Raw genomic sequence first — 17,719 nt, 5'->3', positions numbered from 1 at the left:
CACCGACAGGGTGCGGGACGTCAGGCCCGAGCAGCCGGACGGAAGATGCGCTGCACCCAGACAGTGACCACACCGGCGATGACCATGCCGGCGATGTTGACCGCGAGCTGGCTGGCCGATCCAACGATCTCGTCCGGAGCCCACAGGGCCAGTGCGAGAGCGAGGTTGCCGGCCGCCGGCACCGTCGTCACGGAGATGAACACCCCAACCATTGCCGCGGACTTGCCCGTCGTCATCGCGAGCACCCCCGCCGCTCCGGCGACGAGCGCGACGATGAACGACCACCGGTCAGGGTGCCAGATGAAGCCCGTGAGGGGCCGCGGCCGGGTCACCATCTCGGCCGTGATCAGCCCGGTCCACCTGGCCGCGAGGGCGAGCAGCACCACGGCAGCGATCGCGATGGCAAAGGCCCCGAGGAGCCGGGCGAGGCCGTGGGCGGCCAGCCGCCAGCGCCCGAACGCCACGGCCACACAGGCTCCCGCGATCGACGCGAACTCGGGCCCGACGACCATTGCGCCCACGACGAGCACGGCGGAGTCGGTGATGACGGCGATCGACGCGAGGATCGTCGCGAGGATCAGGAACGCGAGGTAGGTCGCGCTGGGCCGGGCGCTCGTGCGCGCTCGATCCAGCACCGAGCCCCACAGCACCGCATCGTCAGGGTCGCCGGGTGCCGCTCGGCCCACCTCGGACGCGGCATCGAACCGGGACCCGTCGACATCGTTGAACGCCAGCCCGCCGCGTTTCGGCAGGCCCGTCGCACAGATCGCGTCGATGACGTCGCTCGCTGCCTCACGCGCGACGTCGGCCTCGATCGCGTCGCCCACGGGCTGCACCGAGACGCCGCGCATGACAACGACATTGGTGACGCGGTCGTCGTCGACGAGCAGGCTTTCGATGGTGGGGGAGAGGTCCTCGGGGACCGTCATCCGCAAGTGGACGAGCATGACGTGCAGCGTATGCCGCGTGGTCACCTGGTCTGGTCCGCCGCCACGCAGGTTAGCCTCGGACCATGGCTGACAGCGGGCGACCCGACACCTCGAGTGAGGCCGGCCGACGCTCGTTCATCCACATCCTCAACGCCAAGCTGCCCCGCAAACGCAACATCGCCCAGGGGCTGGTGCGCAACGAGGACGGCGAGATCCTCCTCTGCCAGCTGACCTACAAGTCCGAGTGGGACCTGCCCGGCGGGGTCGTGGACCCCAAGGAGTCGCCGGCCGCGTGCGTCGTGCGTGAGATCACTGAGGAGCTCGGCGTCTCCCTCGGCATCGAGCGACTCCTCGCCGTCAACTGGCTGCCCCCGTGGCGCGGGTGGGACGACGCGGTGCTCTTCCTCTACGACCTCGGGGTCGTCCCGCGCTCGTTCACCGACGACCTCACCCTGCTCCCGCGCGAGATCAAGGCCGTCCACTGGGTGGCGCCCGCCGAACTCGGTGAGCACGTCGCTCCCTACACCGCACGGATGGTGGAGCAGCTCCTGGAAGGCGAGCACACGGCATACACGATGTATTTCGAGAACAGTGAAGTCCCCGGGACCATGGCGTGACGTTCACCAAGGTCCTCGGCGTCCTCGCCGCGATGTTGTTGGGTGCGGCGCTGCTCGTCTGGATCGTCGTCAGTCTCGCCGCGCTCGTCTATGCCCTGACGAAGGGCGATGGTCAGGCCGCCGGGATCTATGCCCTGTTCGTCGTGGTCGGCGTCGCGATCGCCGCCATCGTGTGGTGGGTGGGCCGGCGAGTGGCAAAGTCACGCGCCACACGCCAGTAGACTTCTGTCCCCGTGGCACTCACCATCGGAATTGTCGGGCTCCCCAACGTCGGTAAGTCAACGATGTTCAACGCCCTGACCAAGAACAACGTCCTCGCTGCGAACTACCCGTTCGCCACGATCGAGCCCAACGTGGGCGTCGTCCCACTGCCGGACGAGCGGCTGGCTCGACTCGCCGAGATCCACGGATCCGAGAAGATCCTGCCGGCCGTGGTCTCGTTCGTCGACATCGCCGGCATCGTCCGCGGCGCCTCGGAGGGTGAGGGCCTGGGCAACAAGTTCCTCGCCAACATCCGCGAGGCCGACGCGATCTGCCAGGTCGTGCGAGCGTTCGAGGACGGAGACGTCGTCCACGTCGACGGCAAGGTCTCGCCCGAGTCCGACATCGAGACGATCCACACCGAGCTGATCCTCGCCGACCTCCAGACCCTCGAGAAGGCCGTCGTGCGCCTCGAGAAGGAGTCGCGGATCAAGAAGGAGTCCAAGCCGCTCCACGAGAACGCGCTCGCCGCCCAGAAGGTGCTCGAGGAGGGCAAGACTCTGTATGCCGCTGGAGCGGCTGCGGGCGTCGACCTCGCCGAAGCGCGCGGGCTGGGACTGATGACGACCAAGCCGTTCATCTACGTGTTCAACCTCGACGAGGACCAGCTCTCCGACACCGACCTGCACGATCGCCTGCGCGCCCTGGTTGCGCCGGCCGACGCGGTCTTCCTCAACGCCAAGCTCGAGATGGACCTCATGGACATGTCCGCCGAGGACGCCCAGGAGATGCTCGAGGGATTTGGCGCGACCGAGTCCGGGCTCAACCAGCTGGCACGCGTGGGTTTCCACACTCTCGGGCTGCAGACCTACCTCACGGCCGGGCCCAAGGAGTCGCGGGCGTGGACCATCGGTCAGGGCTGGACCGCACCCCAGGCTGCCGGCGTCATCCACACCGACTTCCAGCGCGGCTTCATCAAGGCCGAGATCGTGTCCTTCGAGGACCTCGACTCCGCCGGGTCGATGGCTGCGGCCAAGGCTGCCGGCAAGGTCCGCATGGAGGGCAAGGAGTACGTCATGTCCGACGGCGACGTGGTGGAGTTCCGCTTCAACGTCTGAGCACCCCCCAAGTCGAACAAGGTCCCACAGAACGCGGCATAGAACCCGCGATCTGTGGGACCTTCTCGATGGCTCAGCGTCCTCACAAACGCGTGGAATACACCGCGTTTGTGAGGACGGGAAGGCGACGTCGTGGCTCGGCCTGTCGTTGGTAGCCGGGCAAGGTCGGCGTAGCATCAATTGCGGCATCAAAAGATGCATCATGTGATGTGAGGAGCAAGACATGCGGACGACCGTCACTATCGACGACGCCCTGTACGAGCGGGCGGCGGAGCTCACCGGGATCAGCGAGAAGTCGGTCCTCCTGCGCGACGGGCTCGAAACGCTCATCCGTGTCGAGAGCGCTCGCCGCCTGGCCGCGCTGGGCGGCACCGATCGTGCAGCGAAGGCGCCGACGCGACGCCGGAGCCGCGCCTCGTGATCCTCGTCGACACCTCTGTCTGGATCGACCATCTCCATGCGACTGAGCCGCGACTCGTGGCCTTGCTCGAGAGCGACGAGGTCGGCTGCCACCCGCTGGTCATTCAGGAACTGGCGCTGGGGTCGATCCGTCGACGCGACCACGTCCTGGGGCTGCTGGCCAACCTGCGTCCTTTCCCCACGCTCGGACACGACGAGGTGCTGGCCTTCGTCGAGGGTCGGAGATTGTGGGGACGTGGACTCAGCGCCGCCGACGCGCACTTGGTCGGAGCGGTGACCCTGGTTTCCGGTGGACAGATCTGGACCAGGGACAAGCGCCTCGTGGCCGCTGCCAATGATGTCGGAGTCGCGGTACTCCCCGAGGGTTGAGCCCCGTCGGGGGACGACGCCTTGGGTTTGGGGATGCCGGAGTCGATAGGAGAGTTCGCCGCACGCGTCTTTGCCGCTCAGGCCGTCCCCGAGGGCTACATCGCCCACGCGGGCCTCCGGGCCCTCGCGATGCACCGCTGGGCGACGAGCAACCGGGCGCCTCTGCGGGCGTGTCGCACGTCGACTCACCTACGTTTGACAGGTGACTGCGCGATCAGCCGTACGACGAGGTCTTGGGCAGTGGCTCGCGCTGTCTGTGGCCGGGACCGCGATTGTGGCGGTGCCGGACAGTGGGCCTCGGGTCTTCGCCCTCAGCGAGGGGCATGGGCCCTCTGTCTGGGACCTCGTGGGAGTCACGATCCTGTTGGTCGGCTGGGCATGCCTACTCGTCCCCCTGTTCCGAGCACGATCACTGATTCCGGCGCCCTGTCTCTTTCTCGGCGTGGTGCTGCTTGGCCTCGCAGTTGTGGTGTTTTCAGTGGCCGGTGACGTCGGCGCATGGTGGGTCGCTGGCGTGCTCATGGCCGTCGGGGCACAACTTGGTGCCGCCCTGGTCGTGGGCCGAGTCGACGGACACCAAAGGTCTGCGGATGCCTGAATCGATCAAAGAGTTCGCCGCCCGTGCCTTTGCCGCCCAGTCCGAGGGCGGTCGGCTGCCGCTCGACGGGGAGGGTATGCCGGCCTGGGACGTCTTCCCTTTCGAAGCCAGTGACCTGCGGGTCAAGGAAGTCGCACCGCTCGGCGACGAGATGCCGCGGATGGGCGAGCCGGCCGGGCCTGAGTGTTGGTGCCGTGGTGGGAGTGACGGCGGTTGGGCCGAGGTGTGGGCCGACGACAACTGGCACGTCAAGGTCGCGCCGCCCTCGGGGAGCCCGCTGATCCTGGTCCTGGAGCCGCTGGAGCACGTCGACCTCGATGAGCTGTCGGCTGAGCAAGCAGGCGAATTCGGCATCAGGACAGTCGCGCTCGTGCGGGCGATCGAGTCGTTGCCGAGCGTCGGCCGCTGTCATGTGAGTCGCTGGGGAGACGGTGGGTCTCACGCCCACGTGTGGTTCATCGCTCGGCCCCTGGGGATGACTCAGTTGCGGGGCACCTACATGGCGGTGTGGGACGACCTGTTGCCGCCGGTGCCTGTCGAGGTCCGCGACGACAACGCGGCCGCAGCCATCGCCCACCTGCGCCAAACCCTGGGCGGCTGAGCGTGCGGAAGGGGGCGGCATACCCGTCTGGTTGGTCGCTCTTCAGTCTTGGCTCAGGCACTCCTTGCGACGGTTGCGTTCATGACGACAACCACAACGAGTCCACTTCGCATGCTCAACAAGGTCCCGGAGGTGACGGTCTACTTCTGGATCATCAAGATCCTGTGCACGACCGTCGGTGAGAGTTTCGCGGACTACGTCAACGAGACCCTCGGCTTTGGCCTCGGCCGGACCACCTTGGTCTTCTCCGTGGCTCTGATCGCGGTGCTGCTCGTGCAGTTCCGACTGCGGGCCTACGTGCCGTCGGTCTACTGGCTGGCGGTGGTGCTCATCAGCGTGGTCGGCACTCTCCTGACCGACAACCTCACGGACGGTGTGGGCGTCCCGCTCGCCGTCAGCACCGCGGTCTTCGCGGCGGTGCTCGCTGCGGTCTTTGCGCTCTGGTACGCCCGCGAGCGCACGCTCTCGATCCACTCGATCGTCACGACGCCCCGTGAGGCCTATTACTGGGTCACTGTCCTCGTCACGTTCGCGCTCGGTACGGCAGTGGGCGACTGGACCCTGGAGCTCACCGGCTGGTCGGCCGGGGCCTCCGTCCTGTTGCCGCTCGCCCTGATCGCGGCTGTGTTGGCGGCGTGGAGGCTCGGTGTCGGACCGGTGCTGTGTTTCTGGTTGGCCTACATCCTGACCCGTCCGTTGGGCGCCAACATCGGGGACTTCCTCGCGTCGGCGCGCGACGAGGGCGGCGCCGGTCTGGGCACGTTGGGCACAAGCGTCGTGTTCCTGGGGACGATCCTCGCGGTCGTCGTCTACCTCAGCGTGACCCACAAGGACCGCACCGAGCGAGCCCTGCGTGCCGAACGCGAGCTCGTCGACGTGGAGGTCCCGGACCCGGTCAGCTGACATTGGGCACAAACCCGAAAAGGTGACCGTTGACCCCGCCTGCAGGAGGGCGGGGTCAACGGTCAGTCACTGCCCCGCGGAGGGGGAACGTCGGGCAGTGACGGCAACCGGCTGAGGCCGGTGTCGAGGGGTCATGCGGCGGACCGCGGTTCGGTGGCCGTGGCGCGGTGGTCGACCGCACCTGCCTGCGCGTATGCCGCTGTGTTGAGTTCTCGCACGTACGACCAGTCGAGCGTTGGCCGCGTGAGGTGGTTGTGCCCGACGATCCGACGGCGTGTGGTTGCGTCGGTGCAGAGTCGGGCGAGCTGCTCACTCATGGCCGTGTCGCTGTCCGCGAGCAGACCGTCGACGTCGTGTGCGATGAACTCGGTGACACCCGTCGCGGTCCGCGCCACGACGGCCAGTCCGGCGGCTCGGGCCTCGAGGGCTGCGAGCCCGAATGACTCGAGGGTGGCGGGGGCGATGAAGATCTCGGCCCGTCGGTAGAGGTGACGCAGCTCCCGGTGGCTGATGTCGCCGGGGGTGTGGACCCAGTCGGTCATGCCGCGTTGCGCGAGGCCGCGCCGCACGGCGTGGAGGAGGGGGCCGTCGCCGACGAGCTGCACGTCCACGGTGACGTCGTCGGGCACCTGGGCTCGCACCCGGTGCAGGGTGCTGACGAGCTCAAGAGGGCGCTTGCGACCGGCCATCCGCATCACCGCGACCATCGTCACGACCTTCGGGTGACGGGCGGGCCGCGTGGGTGCCCAGTAGTCCACATCGACGGCATTGGGGATCACGAGGACGTCCCGACCGCCGAGGGCACGCTGCACGGGGCCGGCAGCAACTTCACTCACGGCAGCCCACTGGATCGGCAGGCTCGTCCACCCACGCAGGGCCGCTGTGGCCCTGAAGAGTGGCCAGGCCCCGCCCCACACGGAGTGCACTGTCGCCACCGAGGGGATCCCGGCGCGGGCCGCACCCTCGACTGCTCGTAGGGCCAGGGGAGAGAAGGCCGAGACGTGTCCGTGGACGACATCGGCCCGGGCCACCAAGGACGCCAGAGAGCGTGGGTCGCGCAGCACCTCGATGTCCTGGGGGAGGTGATCGGGTCGGTGGCCCTCGGGGGTGCGCGTCAGGACGGTGACCTCGTGACCCATCGCCGCCTGGCTCTCGGCAAGGGTGCGGACCAGGACCTCGATGCCGCCGATGGTCGGGGCGTAGGTGTCGGTCGCGTGCAGGATCCTCATGCCACGGCCGCCGTCCGTTGACGTGGACGCAGAGCGAGCCAGCAGCCCAACCACAGTCCGCCGACGGGGATCTCGAGAAGGAAGATGAACGCGCGGTAGAGCAGCACCCCGGCCGTGACCGCCAGTGGGTCCGCGCCGAAGCCGATGAGCGTCGCGGCCGCACCCACCTCGGCGAACCCGGCGCCGCCGGGGGTCAACGGGATGAGGCTGAGCAGGCGGTCGGCCGCCAAGGCGGCCAACACGGCATACGCCGGTTCGGTCAACCCGACCGCGCGCAGGCAGAACGCCAGCAGCGCTCCCTGGAGCACCACATAGGCCACCATCCCCACGGTGAGCTGCGGCCAACGAGAGCCCACGACCTGCCGAACGCGGGTCCTGGCCCGGAGCAGTCCGCCCTCGATGTCGGCGTTCGTGCTCTGGGTGCGACGCGAGAGGCGGCGGGCCGGCGGTGCCACGACGTGAGCCACGCGGCCCGCGAGCCGGTCGCTCCACAGGACGGCGGCCCCCAGTGCCATGAGTGCCACAGCGCTGGACGCACCCGCCATCGCGCCATCACGCAGGGCGCTCGTCGGGAGGATGCCGGCAGCGGAGGTCAGGGCGATGGCCACGACGGGCAGGGCCAGCTTGGCGAGCACATCCCAGAGGTTCGTCACGACGACGAACGTCGCGTAGGAGCCCCGGTGGAAGCGCCACGAGCGAATCATCCTGAGGTTGAGGGCGAGGCCGAGAGCTCCACCGAACGGGACGACGTTGGAGACGGCGCTCCCGGTGAGGTTGAGGGTCAGCGCGCGTCGGCGGCTCAACCCCGGAAGGGCGGCGGTCAGAACGAACGAGTGGGCAACCAGTCCGGCCATCCACAGGACGGCGAGGCCGACGGCTGCCCTGAGCGAGATGCTGCCGAGCATGGCGCCGATGGCGGTCCAGCTCACGCCCGCCACCTTGGGCAGGGCCCACCACAGCACGCCCACCGCGAGGGCGAGCGTGGCGGCGGCCCGCGCAGGAACGATCCACGGGGCGGTCGAGGCCGCGCGTTCGTCCATGAGTCACTCCCGGTGAGGCCTGCTGTCTGTCGTGGTCACCATGACTCGGCGGTCCTGAACGCTTCCTGAGAGGGCGGGCGCGTTCAGGAACCGTTCAGGAGGGCGGGGTGACAGTGAAGTTCCACCGCCCGACCCCTGCGCAGAGATGAGCCCTCATGACGACACCCACCGACGTCCTTGCCGATCCGTGGCGTGCGCCGGTCTTCGTCGGCGCAGGGGTCGTGGCTGCGTCCGTGGTCGGATTCGGGGCCCTCGTCGACGGGGTCAATGAACACGGCGACCTGTCCGCCTACGACCCGGGCATCACGTCGTCCGTGGCTTCGCTGCGTCGCCCCGGATGGACCGTTGTCGCGGAGCTGGCGAGCCTGGTCGGGAGCGAGGTCTCCATCGGCCTGCTGAGCCTCGTGGCCCTTGGCTGGCTGTGGTTCGTGCGGCGTGACCGGGTGCAGGCGCTGCTGTTCGGCGTCGCCATGGGAGCCGCTGCCGTGCTCACCGTCGGGGTCAAGTTCCTCGTGGGGCGACACCGTCCACCAGCAGCCTTCGTGGTCGGGCCGGTGGACAACGGCTTCGCCTTCCCGTCGGGACACACCCTTTTCTCGACGGTGTTCCTCGGGATGGCCGTGATGCTCCTCGTGTGGCCGGCAGTGGGCCGCCGCGGGCGGATCCTTTCCCTCATCGTCGCGGTCCTGGGGAGCCTCGCGGTCGGCGCGAGCCGCGTCTACCTTGGCTACCACTGGACCACCGACGTCCTTGGCTCGTGGGTGTTGGGTGTCGCGGTGCTCACCCTGGCGCTGGCTGCGAGCACAATGCTGGGACGCGTTGCTCTTCCGGCGTTCGTCGCGGGCGAGACTCGTCGGACGACCACGACGCCGGGGATCACAGAGAGGGCTGACGATGCGAGTTCTCCTCGTTGAGGACGAGAAGGCGCTGGCCGAGACGATCCGCCGGGGTCTGACCGCCGAGGGCTTCGTCGTCGACGTCGCCCACGACGGCGTCACGGGGCAGTGGCTCGCGACCGAGAATCCCTATGACGTGATCGTCCTCGACATCATGTTGCCCGGGCGCAACGGCTACGACGTCCTGCGCAACCTGCGGGCCCTCAAGGTGTGGGCGCCGGCCATGATGCTCACGGCCAAGGACGGCGAGTACGACCAGACCGACGCCTTCGAGCTCGGCGCCGACGACTACCTCACCAAGCCCTTCAGCTTCGTCGTGCTCGTCGCGCGGCTTCGGGCACTGGTGCGCCGTGGCGCCCCCGCGCGACCGGTCGACCTGAGGGTCGGCGGACTGCTGCTCGACCCCAACAAGCGCACCGTGAGCCGCAACGGCCACGCCATCACGCTCACCGCCAAGGAGTTCTCGGTGCTGCAGTTCCTCATGCGCCACCCGGAGGTGGTGCTCTCGAAGGCCGAGATCCTCGACAACGTCTGGGACCAGGCCTTCGACGGCAGCGACAACATCGTCGAGGTCTACGTCGGCTACCTGCGCCGCAAGATCGACCAGGCGTTCGGAGTGACCTCGCTGGAAACCGTTCGTGGCATGGGCTATCGGCTCATGGCCGTGGACGGCGGGGACCCGGTCGCTCCCTGACGCCGGCACCGAGGCCAGCGCCCGAAGGGGCGATGGCGCGAACTACGACGCGGTCCCGGCATCGAGCGGCAGGCGCACCTCGAAGCGGCATCGACCATCGGGTGTGGACGTCGCCCGGACCGTCCCACCATGGGCTTCCACGATCGTGCGGACGATCGCGAGGCCGAGGCCACTGCCTCCGCGGTCGCGCTCGCGCGACTCCTCGAGACGGGTGAACCGGTCGAACACCGCCTCGCGCTGCTCCTCGGGCACGGGCGGCCCGTCGTTGTCGACAGTGAGCACCACGACCTCACCCTCGGGGTGCACCTCGAGGCCCACCGCGCCCACGGTGTGGGTCATCGCGTTGTCGACGACGTTGCGCAGGGCCTGCGCCAGCTTGAGCCGGTCGCCGACGACGCGAGAGGCCGTGATCGAGGCCGTGACCGGCGTCGTGCCGGTGGCACGCAGGCGCCTGACCTCACTCTCGACGAGGTCGTCGACGTCGACCTCCTCCAGGGTCAGGGGAAGGCCGTCGTCCGCCTTGGCGAGGGTGAGCAGGTCCTCCACGAGGTGCTGCATGCGCAGGACTTCGCCCTGCACCACGGCATCGCGCTCGCGGTCGGCGCCCGTTCCCGCGTGGGGCACTTCAATCGCCGCCCGGATGGTGGCCAGCGGACTGCGCAGCTCGTGCGAGGCGTCGGAGATGAACCGCCGAGTGGTGGCGTCGGCCTGCTCGAGCCGGCCGAGCATGACGTTCATCGTCTCGGCGAGCCGCGCGATCTCGTCACCCGACGGAGGCACGGTGATGTGGCCCCGACCTCGAACCTGCGTGATGCGAGCGACCTCACTGCGGATGCTCTCGACGGGCAGGAGGGCCTGTCTCACGGTGCGGTTGATGAGGACCATGAGGATGGCGAGCAGGAGCGCCGAGGCCAGGACGAGGAGCGTGGCGGCCGTGCGAACCGTGGTCGTCTCGACGTCCAGCGGTTTGGCAACGACCACGGTGTATGCCGTGCCGCTCGGGTCCGTGAGTCCCTGCGCCACCACGGCATGCGGCTCGCCGACCTCGCCCGGGATCGTGGCCTCCTGGGCGGTGGCCACCGCACCCGGAGCAGGCCGCAGCTTGCTCACGGAGGAGTCGGCCAGGGCCGGCTCGGAGGATGCGACGACGCGGTGCGACGCATCGAGCACCTGGATGAGCGAGCCCTTGCTCGTGATCTCGCTCAGGGCCTGCGGTGCCGACCGCTCACCCGAGCTGATCGAGGTGCTGATCGCCGCGGCCTGCTCGCGGGCGGAGTCCTGGGCAGTGCTGTAGAGGATGCGGTCGAGGGCGACGACGAAGCCGATCGCTCCGAGGACGACAGCCACCGTGACTGCGGCAGCGGACACGACGAGGACCCGGCGTTGCAATGACCAAGCGTTCCAACGTCTCACGCGATCCCCGTCAGTTCGAAGTGCGCACGCAGGCTAGCAGCGCGGCCCTGAGCGATGCCTGAGTGGCGCCCGCACGCACGGGTGAGCGGGCGGCATACCCGAAGGATTCAGCGGTTGCGCGGGTGGTTCCTGGCGGCGCGCTCGTTGCCGTGCTTGTAGTTGCCGGTGACGCGGGCCATGAGCTCCTGGTCGTCGCCCGACTCGGCGTCCTCGAGGAAGTCGGCGGCCCTGCGACCACGCAGCACGGTCGCGGTCTTGCCGTGGTGGGTGATGACGACGCTGCCGTCCGCCCGCTCCGTGAAGTCGAACCCCTCGGGTGCCTTGATGCCCATGGCGGTCATGGTGCCCGGCCACCTCCACCCGGGCAAGGTACTTTCTGCCGCCGAGGGGGTGCCATGTGGAAACTGACCGGCGAGGCGTTGTGACGTGCGCCACGTCCCAGGACTAGTGTTCGCGGGTGCGCGCAACGGCGCTCGCAACGCAGACGAAAAGAGGTTGTCTCGTGGACGAACACGAGGTCGTGGACCATGACACGGTCCCACCCGCCAACAAGGGGCTGCTGGCCGTGGCGGCTGTGCTGCTCGCCATCCCGGTCGTGGCCCTGCTGTGGGTCAGTTCCTACGCCAAGGTCGAGCCGCGCCTGTGGGGCTTCCCCTTCTTCATCTGGTACCAGTTCCTCTGGGTCTTCCTCTGCTCGGCGCTGACCTACACGGCCTACCGGCTCGTGCTCAAGGCCCGCCCCCACCGCCCCATGGGTGAGGACGAGCGTCACTCGCGCAAGACCACGCCCGGCACGCCCAGCAGTTCCGGCAGCCACGGCCGCCACGAGCGGAGTGACCGATGAACACGTTGGCCGCGGCACTTCCCGCACAGAACCCGAGCGGCGTGAACTACGTCGCCCTGACGATCCTCATCGTGCTCTTCCTCGTCGTCACCGTCATGGGGTTCATGGCGACCCGCTGGCGCCGACCCTCCAGCATGGAGTCGCTCGACGAGTGGGGCCTGGGTGGTCGCTCCTTCGGCACGTGGGTGACGTGGTTCCTCCTCGGAGGTGACCTCTACACGGCATACACGTTCGTCGCCGTCCCAGCCGCGATGTTTGCGCTCGGATCGGTCTCGGGCTTCTTCGCCGTGCCCTACACGATCGTGCTGTACCCGATCATCTTCGTCTTCATGTCGCGGCTGTGGTCGGTGAGCCACCGCCACGGCTACGTCACTCCGGCCGACTTCGTGAAGGGCCGCTACGGCAGTCGCGAACTCTCGCTCGCGGTGGCCGTCACCGGCTTCCTCGCGACCATGCCCTACATCGCCCTTCAGCTGGTCGGAATCCAGGCCGTCCTCGAGGTGACGGGTGTGGGCGGTGGCGACAACTGGGTCGCCAAGGATGCTCCGCTGTTCATCGCCTTCGCCCTGCTCGCGGCGTACACCTACAGCAGCGGCCTGCGCGCCCCCGCCATGATCGCGTTCGTCAAGGACGGCCTGATCTATCTCGTCATCATCGTCGCGATCATCTACCTGCCGTCCAAGGTCGGTGGCTGGGAGGCGATCTTCGGTGCGGCCGAGAAGAAGATGTCGACGCCCAACCCGGCAACGGGCAAACCGGTCGGCGCCTTTGTCCCCGGGAGTCAGCAGATGTGGGCCTACGCGACTCTGGGTCTCGGCTCTGCCCTCGCGCTGTTCATGTATCCCCACTCGATCACGGCCAGCCTGTCGTCCAGCAACCGCAACACGATCCGACGCAACGCGGCCATCCTGCCGGCCTACTCCTTCGTCCTCGGTTTGCTCGCGCTGCTCGGTTGGGTGGCGATCGCGGCTGGTACCAAGCCCATTGGGCTCGACGGCAAGCCGAACGCGCAGCTCGTCATCCCGCAGCTGTTCGAGGACATGTTCCCGAGCTGGTTCGCGGGCATCGCGTTCGCGGCGATCGCCATCGGTGCCCTCGTGCCTGCGGCGATCATGTCGATCGCGGCGGCGAACACTTTCACCCGCAACATCTACAAGGAGTGGATCAGGCCGGACGCGTCCGCCCAGCAGGAGGCCAAGGTCTCCAAGCTCGTGTCGCTCGTGGTCAAGGGCTTTGCCCTGGTCTTCGTCCTCCTGCTCGACAAGCAGAACGCGATCAACTTCCAGCTCCTGGGCGGCATCTGGATCCTCCAGACGTTCCCGGCGATCGTGTTCGGTCTCTACACGCGCTGGTTCCACCGGTGGGCCCTCCTCGCCGGCTGGGCTGTCGGCATGGTCTACGGCACGTATTCCGCCTACAACGTCGTCAACCCGACAACCGGCAGCCACTTCGGTGGGTCGCTGGCCAACATCCCCGGCATCGCCCAGATGGGCTACATCGCGATGACGGCGTTCGCCATCAACCTGATCGTCGCTGCGATCCTGAGCGGTGTCTTCAACGCGATGAAGGTGTCCAACGGGCACGACGAGACGATCAAGGGTGACTACTTCGCAGACGCGGGCGACCCCCGCGTCGAGAAGCTGGCACTGGGTCCGCACGAGAGCACTCCCAGCCCCTGACCCCGGTCCGGAGCTGAGCGCCCAGGGCGCCGTCGCGGTTGCGACGGCGCCCTGTTCGTGTCCCTGCACCGGGGCGGGGCAGGATGGAGTCATGTCCCCGGTCGCGCCGTCCGATGCCCTCCTCGAGCTCGCCAGAGCCCATGGTGTGGCGACCGATTTCGTCGACTGGAAGGGCGCCCACACGGTCATCGGTGACGCTGCGTTGCGCAGTGTCCTCACCGCGCTCGGCGTCGAGGTCGGCTCGGAGGAATCGATTGCGTCCGCGCTGGCCGACGTCGACAACCGGCCGTGGCGCCGCACCCTGCCGGCAACCGTTGTATGCCGGGAGGGCTGGACTCCGTGGATCCATGCGCACGTGCCCCACGGGTCTGCCGTCTCACTGACCGTCGAGCTCGAGGACGGCAGCACGCGTGACGTGCCGCAGGTCGAGCGATGGGTGCACCCGCGAGTGGTCGATGGTCGCGAGCTCGGTGAGGCGACGTTCGAGCTTCCCGGTGACCTGCCGACCGGCTGGCACCGCCTCATCGCCCACCTCGACCAGCCCGCGGTGTCGGAGGGCAGCGAGCTCTCGACCCTCGTCATCACCCCGGGTCGGCTCGAGCTGCCCGAGGTTCTGCGCCACGGCGGCGTCACGGGCCTCATGACGCAGATCTACCAGGTGCGTTCGGCGGGTTCCTGGGGAGTTGGTGACCTCGCGGACCTGGGCGACCTGGCGTCGTGGGCGGCCACTGACCTCGGGGCCGAGTTCGTCCTCGTCAACCCCTTGCACGCGGCCGAACCCACTGCCCCGATGGAGGAGTCGCCCTACCTCCCGACGACCCGTCGCTTCGTCAACCCGATGTACCTGCGCGTCGAGGACATCCCCGAGCTGGTGCGTCTGGACGAGAGGTCCCGAGCCCGCGTGGCCACGCTCGCGGCCCAGGCTCAGGCCCTCAACACCACGGACACGATCGACCGCGATGGCGCCTGGGCGGCCAAGAGCGAGGCGCTCGCGCTGGTCCACGCTTTGGGTCTTGAGGGGCGCCGGGCGCGCGACTTCGACCGCTATCGCGAACGCGAGGGGGAGGGCCTGTCGACCTTCGCCACGTGGTGCGCTCTCGCCGAGCGCCACGGTCAGCGCTGGTCGCAATGGCCAACCGAGTACCAAGACCCCGCGAGCCCGGCCGTCGCCGAGTTCGCCGCCAGCCAGCACGACCGCGTGCGCTTCCACATGTGGTTGCAGTGGCTCCTCGACCGCCAGCTCGGCGAGGTCCAGCGCGAGGCCAAGGACGCGGGCATGTCGCTCGGGGTCGTCCACGACCTCGCGGTGGGTGTCCACCCGCACGGCGCCGACTCCTGGGGCCTGGCCCATGCCCTCGCGGGCGGGGTCACCGTCGGCGCGCCACCCGACCAGTTCAACCAGCTCGGCCAGAACTGGTCCCAGCCGCCGTGGCACCCCGAACGCCTCGCCGAGCTCGGCTATGCGCCCTTTCGCGACATGGTGCGCTCGATCCTGCGCGACTCCGGCGGGATCCGGGTCGACCACGTCATCGGTCTCTTCCGTCTGTGGTGGATCCCCGAGGGCCTCACCCCGGCCGACGGCACCTACGTCACCTACGACCACGAAGCCCTCATCGGCATCCTCTGCCTCGAGGCCCAGCGCGCCGGAGCCGTCGTCATCGGCGAAGACCTCGGCGTGGTCCCGGCCAACACTCGCGACTACCTCCAGGAACGCGGAGTCCTCGGCACGAGCATCATGTGGTTCGAGAACACCGATGACGCCCCGACCCCGCCCGAGGACTACCGCGAGCTGTGCCTGTCGTCGGTGACGACCCACGACCTGCCGCCCACCGCAGGCTTCCTCACCCTCGAGCACGTCGACATCCGCGAGCGTCTCGGCCTTCTCACGCGTCCCGTCGAGGAGGAGCGTGCCCACGAGGAGCAGTCGATCGCCAAGGTCCGCGCCGCCCTCGTCGCCCGAGGATGGCTCGAGCCGGCCGCCGGTCTGCCCTCGGTCATCGAGGCCATGCACCGCTGGCTCGGCCACACGCCGAGCGTCCTGCGCGCGATCTCCCTGTCAGATGTCGTGGGTGACCGTCGCGCCATCAACCAGCCCGGCACCGACGACGAGTACCCCAACTGGAAGCTGCCCCTGGCCGGCCCCGACGGCAAGTCCATCTCCCTCGAGGCCGCCACCCAGTCCGAGTTCGCCCAGGTCCTCTTCCGGGCCACCGAAGGCGACTGACCGGGCGCCTCGGGTGCTCCTCGCGTTGCGCCCCTGGCGCTGCGCGTGACGCGCTAGCTGCCCTGCGTCCTTCGCGCGACGTTCGTCTCGGCGCACCTTTGTCTGTTGGTGCGCGAAGGACTTCGGTCAGACGCACGTCACGCGGAACGCCACGGGGCTCAGGCGCGGGTGAATGCGTTGGCTACGGCATACCCCGTGGCTTGGAGCGACTCGCGTCGTGACTGCACTTCGGCGAGCCAGGTCTGCGCGCCGTCCAACGGCTCGTCACCCTCGGGCACGAAGGTGGACATCCAGTCGGCGAAAACCTCGGGGGTGGTCTCGGGGTGGAACTGCACGCCCCAGACTCGGGGGCCGTAGCGGACGGCCTGCGCTGACCCATCGGGCGATGTCGCGAGGACTGTGGCTCCCTCGGGGAGGCGGCTCACCACGTCACCGTTGTAGTGCACGACGTCGCGACCCGAGAGTCCGGCGAGGAGCGGGTCGACCTCGCCAACATCGCTGAGGGACAGGGGATTCAGACCGACGAGGCGACCGTTGGGGTTGACGACGACCTCACCACCGAGTGCGACGTTCACCAGCTGGTGTCCGAGGCAGACGCCCAGGGTGGGCTTGCCGTCGGCGACCGCGGATCGGATCAGCTCCCTCGTGGGCGCGAGCCAGGGGAAGGCGTCATCTTCGTTGGCGTTCATGGGGCCGCCGAGGACGACGAGGGCATCGTGGGTCAGGGCCTCGGGGATGGGTTCGCCAAGGTCCGGGCGCACCACGTCGAGCTCGATGCCCTGTGCTTCCCAGCGCTCCCCGAGCCAGCCGGCCGGTGCCTCGGGTTCGTGCTGCACGATCAGATAGCGCGTCATCAGACCTGGGTCCCGACGAGTGATCCGATGGCGTAGGTCACGGCCATGGCGATCAGCCCGCCGATCACGACCCGCCGCACGGCCGGCCAGGGAGGCGCCGAGCCAAGGCGCGCGCTGAGCCATCCGGTGCCCACGAGCGAGACGACGACGGCGGCCACGGTGACGGGCACCCGGATGCTGACGCCTGCGAGAACGATGGCAATGAGGGGGATGAGCGCGCCGACGGTGAACGAGATGAGGGAGGCCCAGGCGGCGTGCCAGGGGCTGGTCAGGGCGTTCGGATCGATACCGAGCTCGGTCTCGGCATGGGCGCCGAGAGCATCGTGGGCGGTCAGCTGGACGGCCACCTCGTGAGCCAGATCCGCTGGGAGGCCCTTGTCGGCATACATCTGCGTCAGCTCTTCGAGCTCGGCCTCGGGTTCTTCGCGCAGCTCTCGACGTTCCTTGGCCAGGAGCGCTTCCTCGGTGTCCCTCTGGGTACTCACCGAGACGTACTCGCCGACGGCCATGCTCATGGCGCCCGCCGCCAGCCCTGCGAGTCCGGCGGTGAGAATGACGGACCGCTCGGTCGTGGCCGCCGCGACACCGATGACCAGACCCGCGGTGGAGACGATGCCGTCATTGGCCCCGAGCACTGCCGCCCGGAGCCAGTTCAGGCGCTGCCCGATGCCGTTGTGGTGTGGCTCGTCGTGGCTGTCGAGGATGCGAGTGGGTTCAGCCACCGAAGGACACACCGTGACGTCGGGCGATCTCGTTGATCCGGTGGGCCTGCTCGATGTCGAGCTGGGTCAGCCCACCGGCGTCGTGGGTGGTCAGGAGCCAGGAGGTGGTGCGCCAGCGGATGTCGATGTCCGGGTGGTGGTTCATCTCCTCGGCGACCTCCGCGGCCTCGGCGACGATGCGGATGGCCGCCGGGAAGTCGGGCGCCTCGATCGTCGCGACGATGGTGTCTCCCTCACGAGTCCAGAGGGGCAGGTCTGCGAGCTGTCGCTCGATCTCTTCATCGGTCAGCTGGCGACTCATGGGCACAGCCTGACTCTAAAGGAGCCGGACGTCCAGCGAGGCCGACTCCACGCATGCGGAGCCGGCC

Annotated in this window: 20 protein-coding genes; 12 read left to right on the top strand and 8 right to left on the bottom strand. The window is 68.7% G+C overall.

Going from position 1 to position 17,719, the window contains the following annotated elements; translation table 11 throughout:
* Positions 1-20 precede the first annotated feature (20 nt).
* Positions 21-947, bottom strand: coding sequence for a DUF389 domain-containing protein (locus tag JNB_RS07785; protein WP_009775891.1), 927 nt, complete (start codon positions 945-947; stop codon positions 21-23).
* A 65-nt stretch (positions 948-1,012) separates the two neighbouring features.
* On the opposite strand from JNB_RS07785, the gene JNB_RS07780 reads away from it, so the two are divergent.
* The 7 genes from JNB_RS07780 (at position 1,013) to JNB_RS07745 (ending at position 5,756) form a co-directional block, all read left to right on the top strand.
* Positions 1,013-1,546, top strand: coding sequence for an NUDIX hydrolase (locus tag JNB_RS07780; RefSeq protein ID WP_009775890.1), 534 nt, complete (start codon positions 1,013-1,015; stop codon positions 1,544-1,546).
* The gene (locus JNB_RS07775; protein WP_009775889.1) at positions 1,543-1,767 is read left to right on the top strand and encodes a hypothetical protein; all 225 of its coding nucleotides are present in this window, start codon (positions 1,543-1,545) and stop codon (positions 1,765-1,767) included. Before JNB_RS07780 ends, JNB_RS07775 begins: the two co-directional genes overlap by 4 nt.
* Positions 1,768-1,779: 12 nt before the next feature.
* Positions 1,780-2,865, top strand: a complete 1,086-nt coding sequence (ychF, locus tag JNB_RS07770; protein WP_009775888.1) for a redox-regulated ATPase YchF — start codon at positions 1,780-1,782, stop codon at positions 2,863-2,865.
* Positions 2,866-3,088: 223 nt separating this feature from the next.
* Entirely contained in the window at positions 3,089-3,286 is a 198-nt protein-coding gene (locus tag JNB_RS07765; RefSeq protein WP_009775887.1) for a type II toxin-antitoxin system VapB family antitoxin, read from the top strand.
* On the top strand, positions 3,283-3,654 hold the full coding sequence (locus tag JNB_RS07760; protein WP_009775886.1) for a type II toxin-antitoxin system VapC family toxin: 372 nt from the start codon (positions 3,283-3,285) through the stop codon (positions 3,652-3,654). The genes JNB_RS07765 and JNB_RS07760 overlap by 4 nt, the downstream gene beginning before the upstream one ends.
* Positions 3,655-4,244: 590 nt before the next feature.
* Entirely contained in the window at positions 4,245-4,853 is a 609-nt protein-coding gene (locus tag JNB_RS07750; protein ID WP_009775884.1) for a hypothetical protein, read from the top strand.
* An 81-nt stretch (positions 4,854-4,934) separates the two neighbouring features.
* Positions 4,935-5,756 carry a membrane protein gene (locus JNB_RS07745; protein WP_040883652.1) on the top strand — a complete coding sequence of 274 codons (822 nt, stop codon included), beginning with the start codon at positions 4,935-4,937 and terminating at the stop codon, positions 5,754-5,756.
* A gap of 131 nt (positions 5,757-5,887) precedes the next feature.
* On the opposite strand, the gene JNB_RS07740 is transcribed toward JNB_RS07745, so the two are convergent.
* Positions 5,888-6,985 (bottom strand): glycosyltransferase family 4 protein, encoded by a 1,098-nt coding sequence (locus JNB_RS07740; RefSeq protein ID WP_009775882.1) that lies wholly within the window; start codon positions 6,983-6,985, stop codon positions 5,888-5,890.
* Positions 6,982-8,025 carry a lysylphosphatidylglycerol synthase domain-containing protein gene (locus tag JNB_RS07735; protein WP_009775881.1) on the bottom strand — a complete coding sequence of 348 codons (1,044 nt, stop codon included), beginning with the start codon at positions 8,023-8,025 and terminating at the stop codon, positions 6,982-6,984. Before JNB_RS07735 ends, JNB_RS07740 begins: the two co-directional genes overlap by 4 nt.
* Before the next feature lie 155 nt (positions 8,026-8,180).
* On the opposite strand from JNB_RS07735, the gene JNB_RS20385 reads away from it, so the two are divergent.
* Positions 8,181-8,939: a phosphatase PAP2 family protein gene (locus tag JNB_RS20385; protein ID WP_009775880.1), complete on the top strand. Its 759-nt coding sequence runs from the start codon at positions 8,181-8,183 to the stop codon at positions 8,937-8,939.
* Positions 8,920-9,615: a response regulator transcription factor gene (locus tag JNB_RS07725; RefSeq protein WP_009775879.1), complete on the top strand. Its 696-nt coding sequence runs from the start codon at positions 8,920-8,922 to the stop codon at positions 9,613-9,615. The genes JNB_RS20385 and JNB_RS07725 overlap by 20 nt, the downstream gene beginning before the upstream one ends.
* 42 nt (positions 9,616-9,657) lie before the next feature.
* Here the strand turns inward: JNB_RS07725 and JNB_RS07720 are convergent, their stop codons facing one another.
* Both JNB_RS07720 and JNB_RS07715 read right to left on the bottom strand, forming a co-directional pair.
* Entirely contained in the window at positions 9,658-11,028 is a 1,371-nt protein-coding gene (locus JNB_RS07720; protein WP_148232352.1) for a HAMP domain-containing sensor histidine kinase, read from the bottom strand.
* 107 nt (positions 11,029-11,135) lie between these two features.
* On the bottom strand, positions 11,136-11,360 hold the full coding sequence (locus tag JNB_RS07715; protein WP_040884409.1) for a hypothetical protein: 225 nt from the start codon (positions 11,358-11,360) through the stop codon (positions 11,136-11,138).
* Positions 11,361-11,530: 170 nt separating this feature from the next.
* Between JNB_RS07715 and JNB_RS20910 the strand changes: the two genes are divergently transcribed.
* The 3 genes from JNB_RS20910 (at position 11,531) to malQ (ending at position 15,775) form a co-directional block, all read left to right on the top strand.
* Complete coding sequence (locus JNB_RS20910; protein WP_009775876.1) at positions 11,531-11,872, top strand: DUF3311 domain-containing protein; 342 nt, start codon at positions 11,531-11,533, stop codon at positions 11,870-11,872.
* Positions 11,869-13,551 carry a monocarboxylate uptake permease MctP gene (gene mctP, locus JNB_RS07705; RefSeq protein ID WP_009775875.1) on the top strand — a complete coding sequence of 561 codons (1,683 nt, stop codon included), beginning with the start codon at positions 11,869-11,871 and terminating at the stop codon, positions 13,549-13,551. The genes JNB_RS20910 and mctP overlap by 4 nt, the downstream gene beginning before the upstream one ends.
* A gap of 91 nt (positions 13,552-13,642) precedes the next feature.
* Entirely contained in the window at positions 13,643-15,775 is a 2,133-nt protein-coding gene (gene malQ, locus JNB_RS07700; RefSeq protein WP_009775874.1) for a 4-alpha-glucanotransferase, read from the top strand.
* A 158-nt stretch (positions 15,776-15,933) separates the two neighbouring features.
* On the opposite strand, the gene JNB_RS07695 is transcribed toward malQ, so the two are convergent.
* From JNB_RS07695 to JNB_RS07685, 3 genes are read right to left on the bottom strand one after another with little or no spacing between them, the layout of a single operon-like run.
* The gene (locus JNB_RS07695) at positions 15,934-16,629 is read right to left on the bottom strand and encodes a type 1 glutamine amidotransferase (RefSeq protein ID WP_009775873.1); all 696 of its coding nucleotides are present in this window, start codon (positions 16,627-16,629) and stop codon (positions 15,934-15,936) included.
* Positions 16,629-17,351: a VIT family protein gene (locus tag JNB_RS07690; protein ID WP_009775872.1), complete on the bottom strand. Its 723-nt coding sequence runs from the start codon at positions 17,349-17,351 to the stop codon at positions 16,629-16,631. The genes JNB_RS07695 and JNB_RS07690 overlap by 1 nt, the downstream gene beginning before the upstream one ends.
* A complete protein-coding gene (locus JNB_RS07685) occupies positions 17,344-17,652 on the bottom strand; it encodes a 4a-hydroxytetrahydrobiopterin dehydratase (protein ID WP_009775871.1) in 309 nt (102 codons plus the stop codon). Before JNB_RS07685 ends, JNB_RS07690 begins: the two co-directional genes overlap by 8 nt.
* Positions 17,653-17,719 lie beyond the last annotated feature (67 nt).

Source organism: Janibacter sp. HTCC2649, from assembly GCF_000152705.1.
GTDB lineage: Bacteria > Actinomycetota > Actinomycetes > Actinomycetales > Dermatophilaceae > Knoellia.
This window is presented reverse-complemented; position numbering and strand designations above follow the sequence as displayed.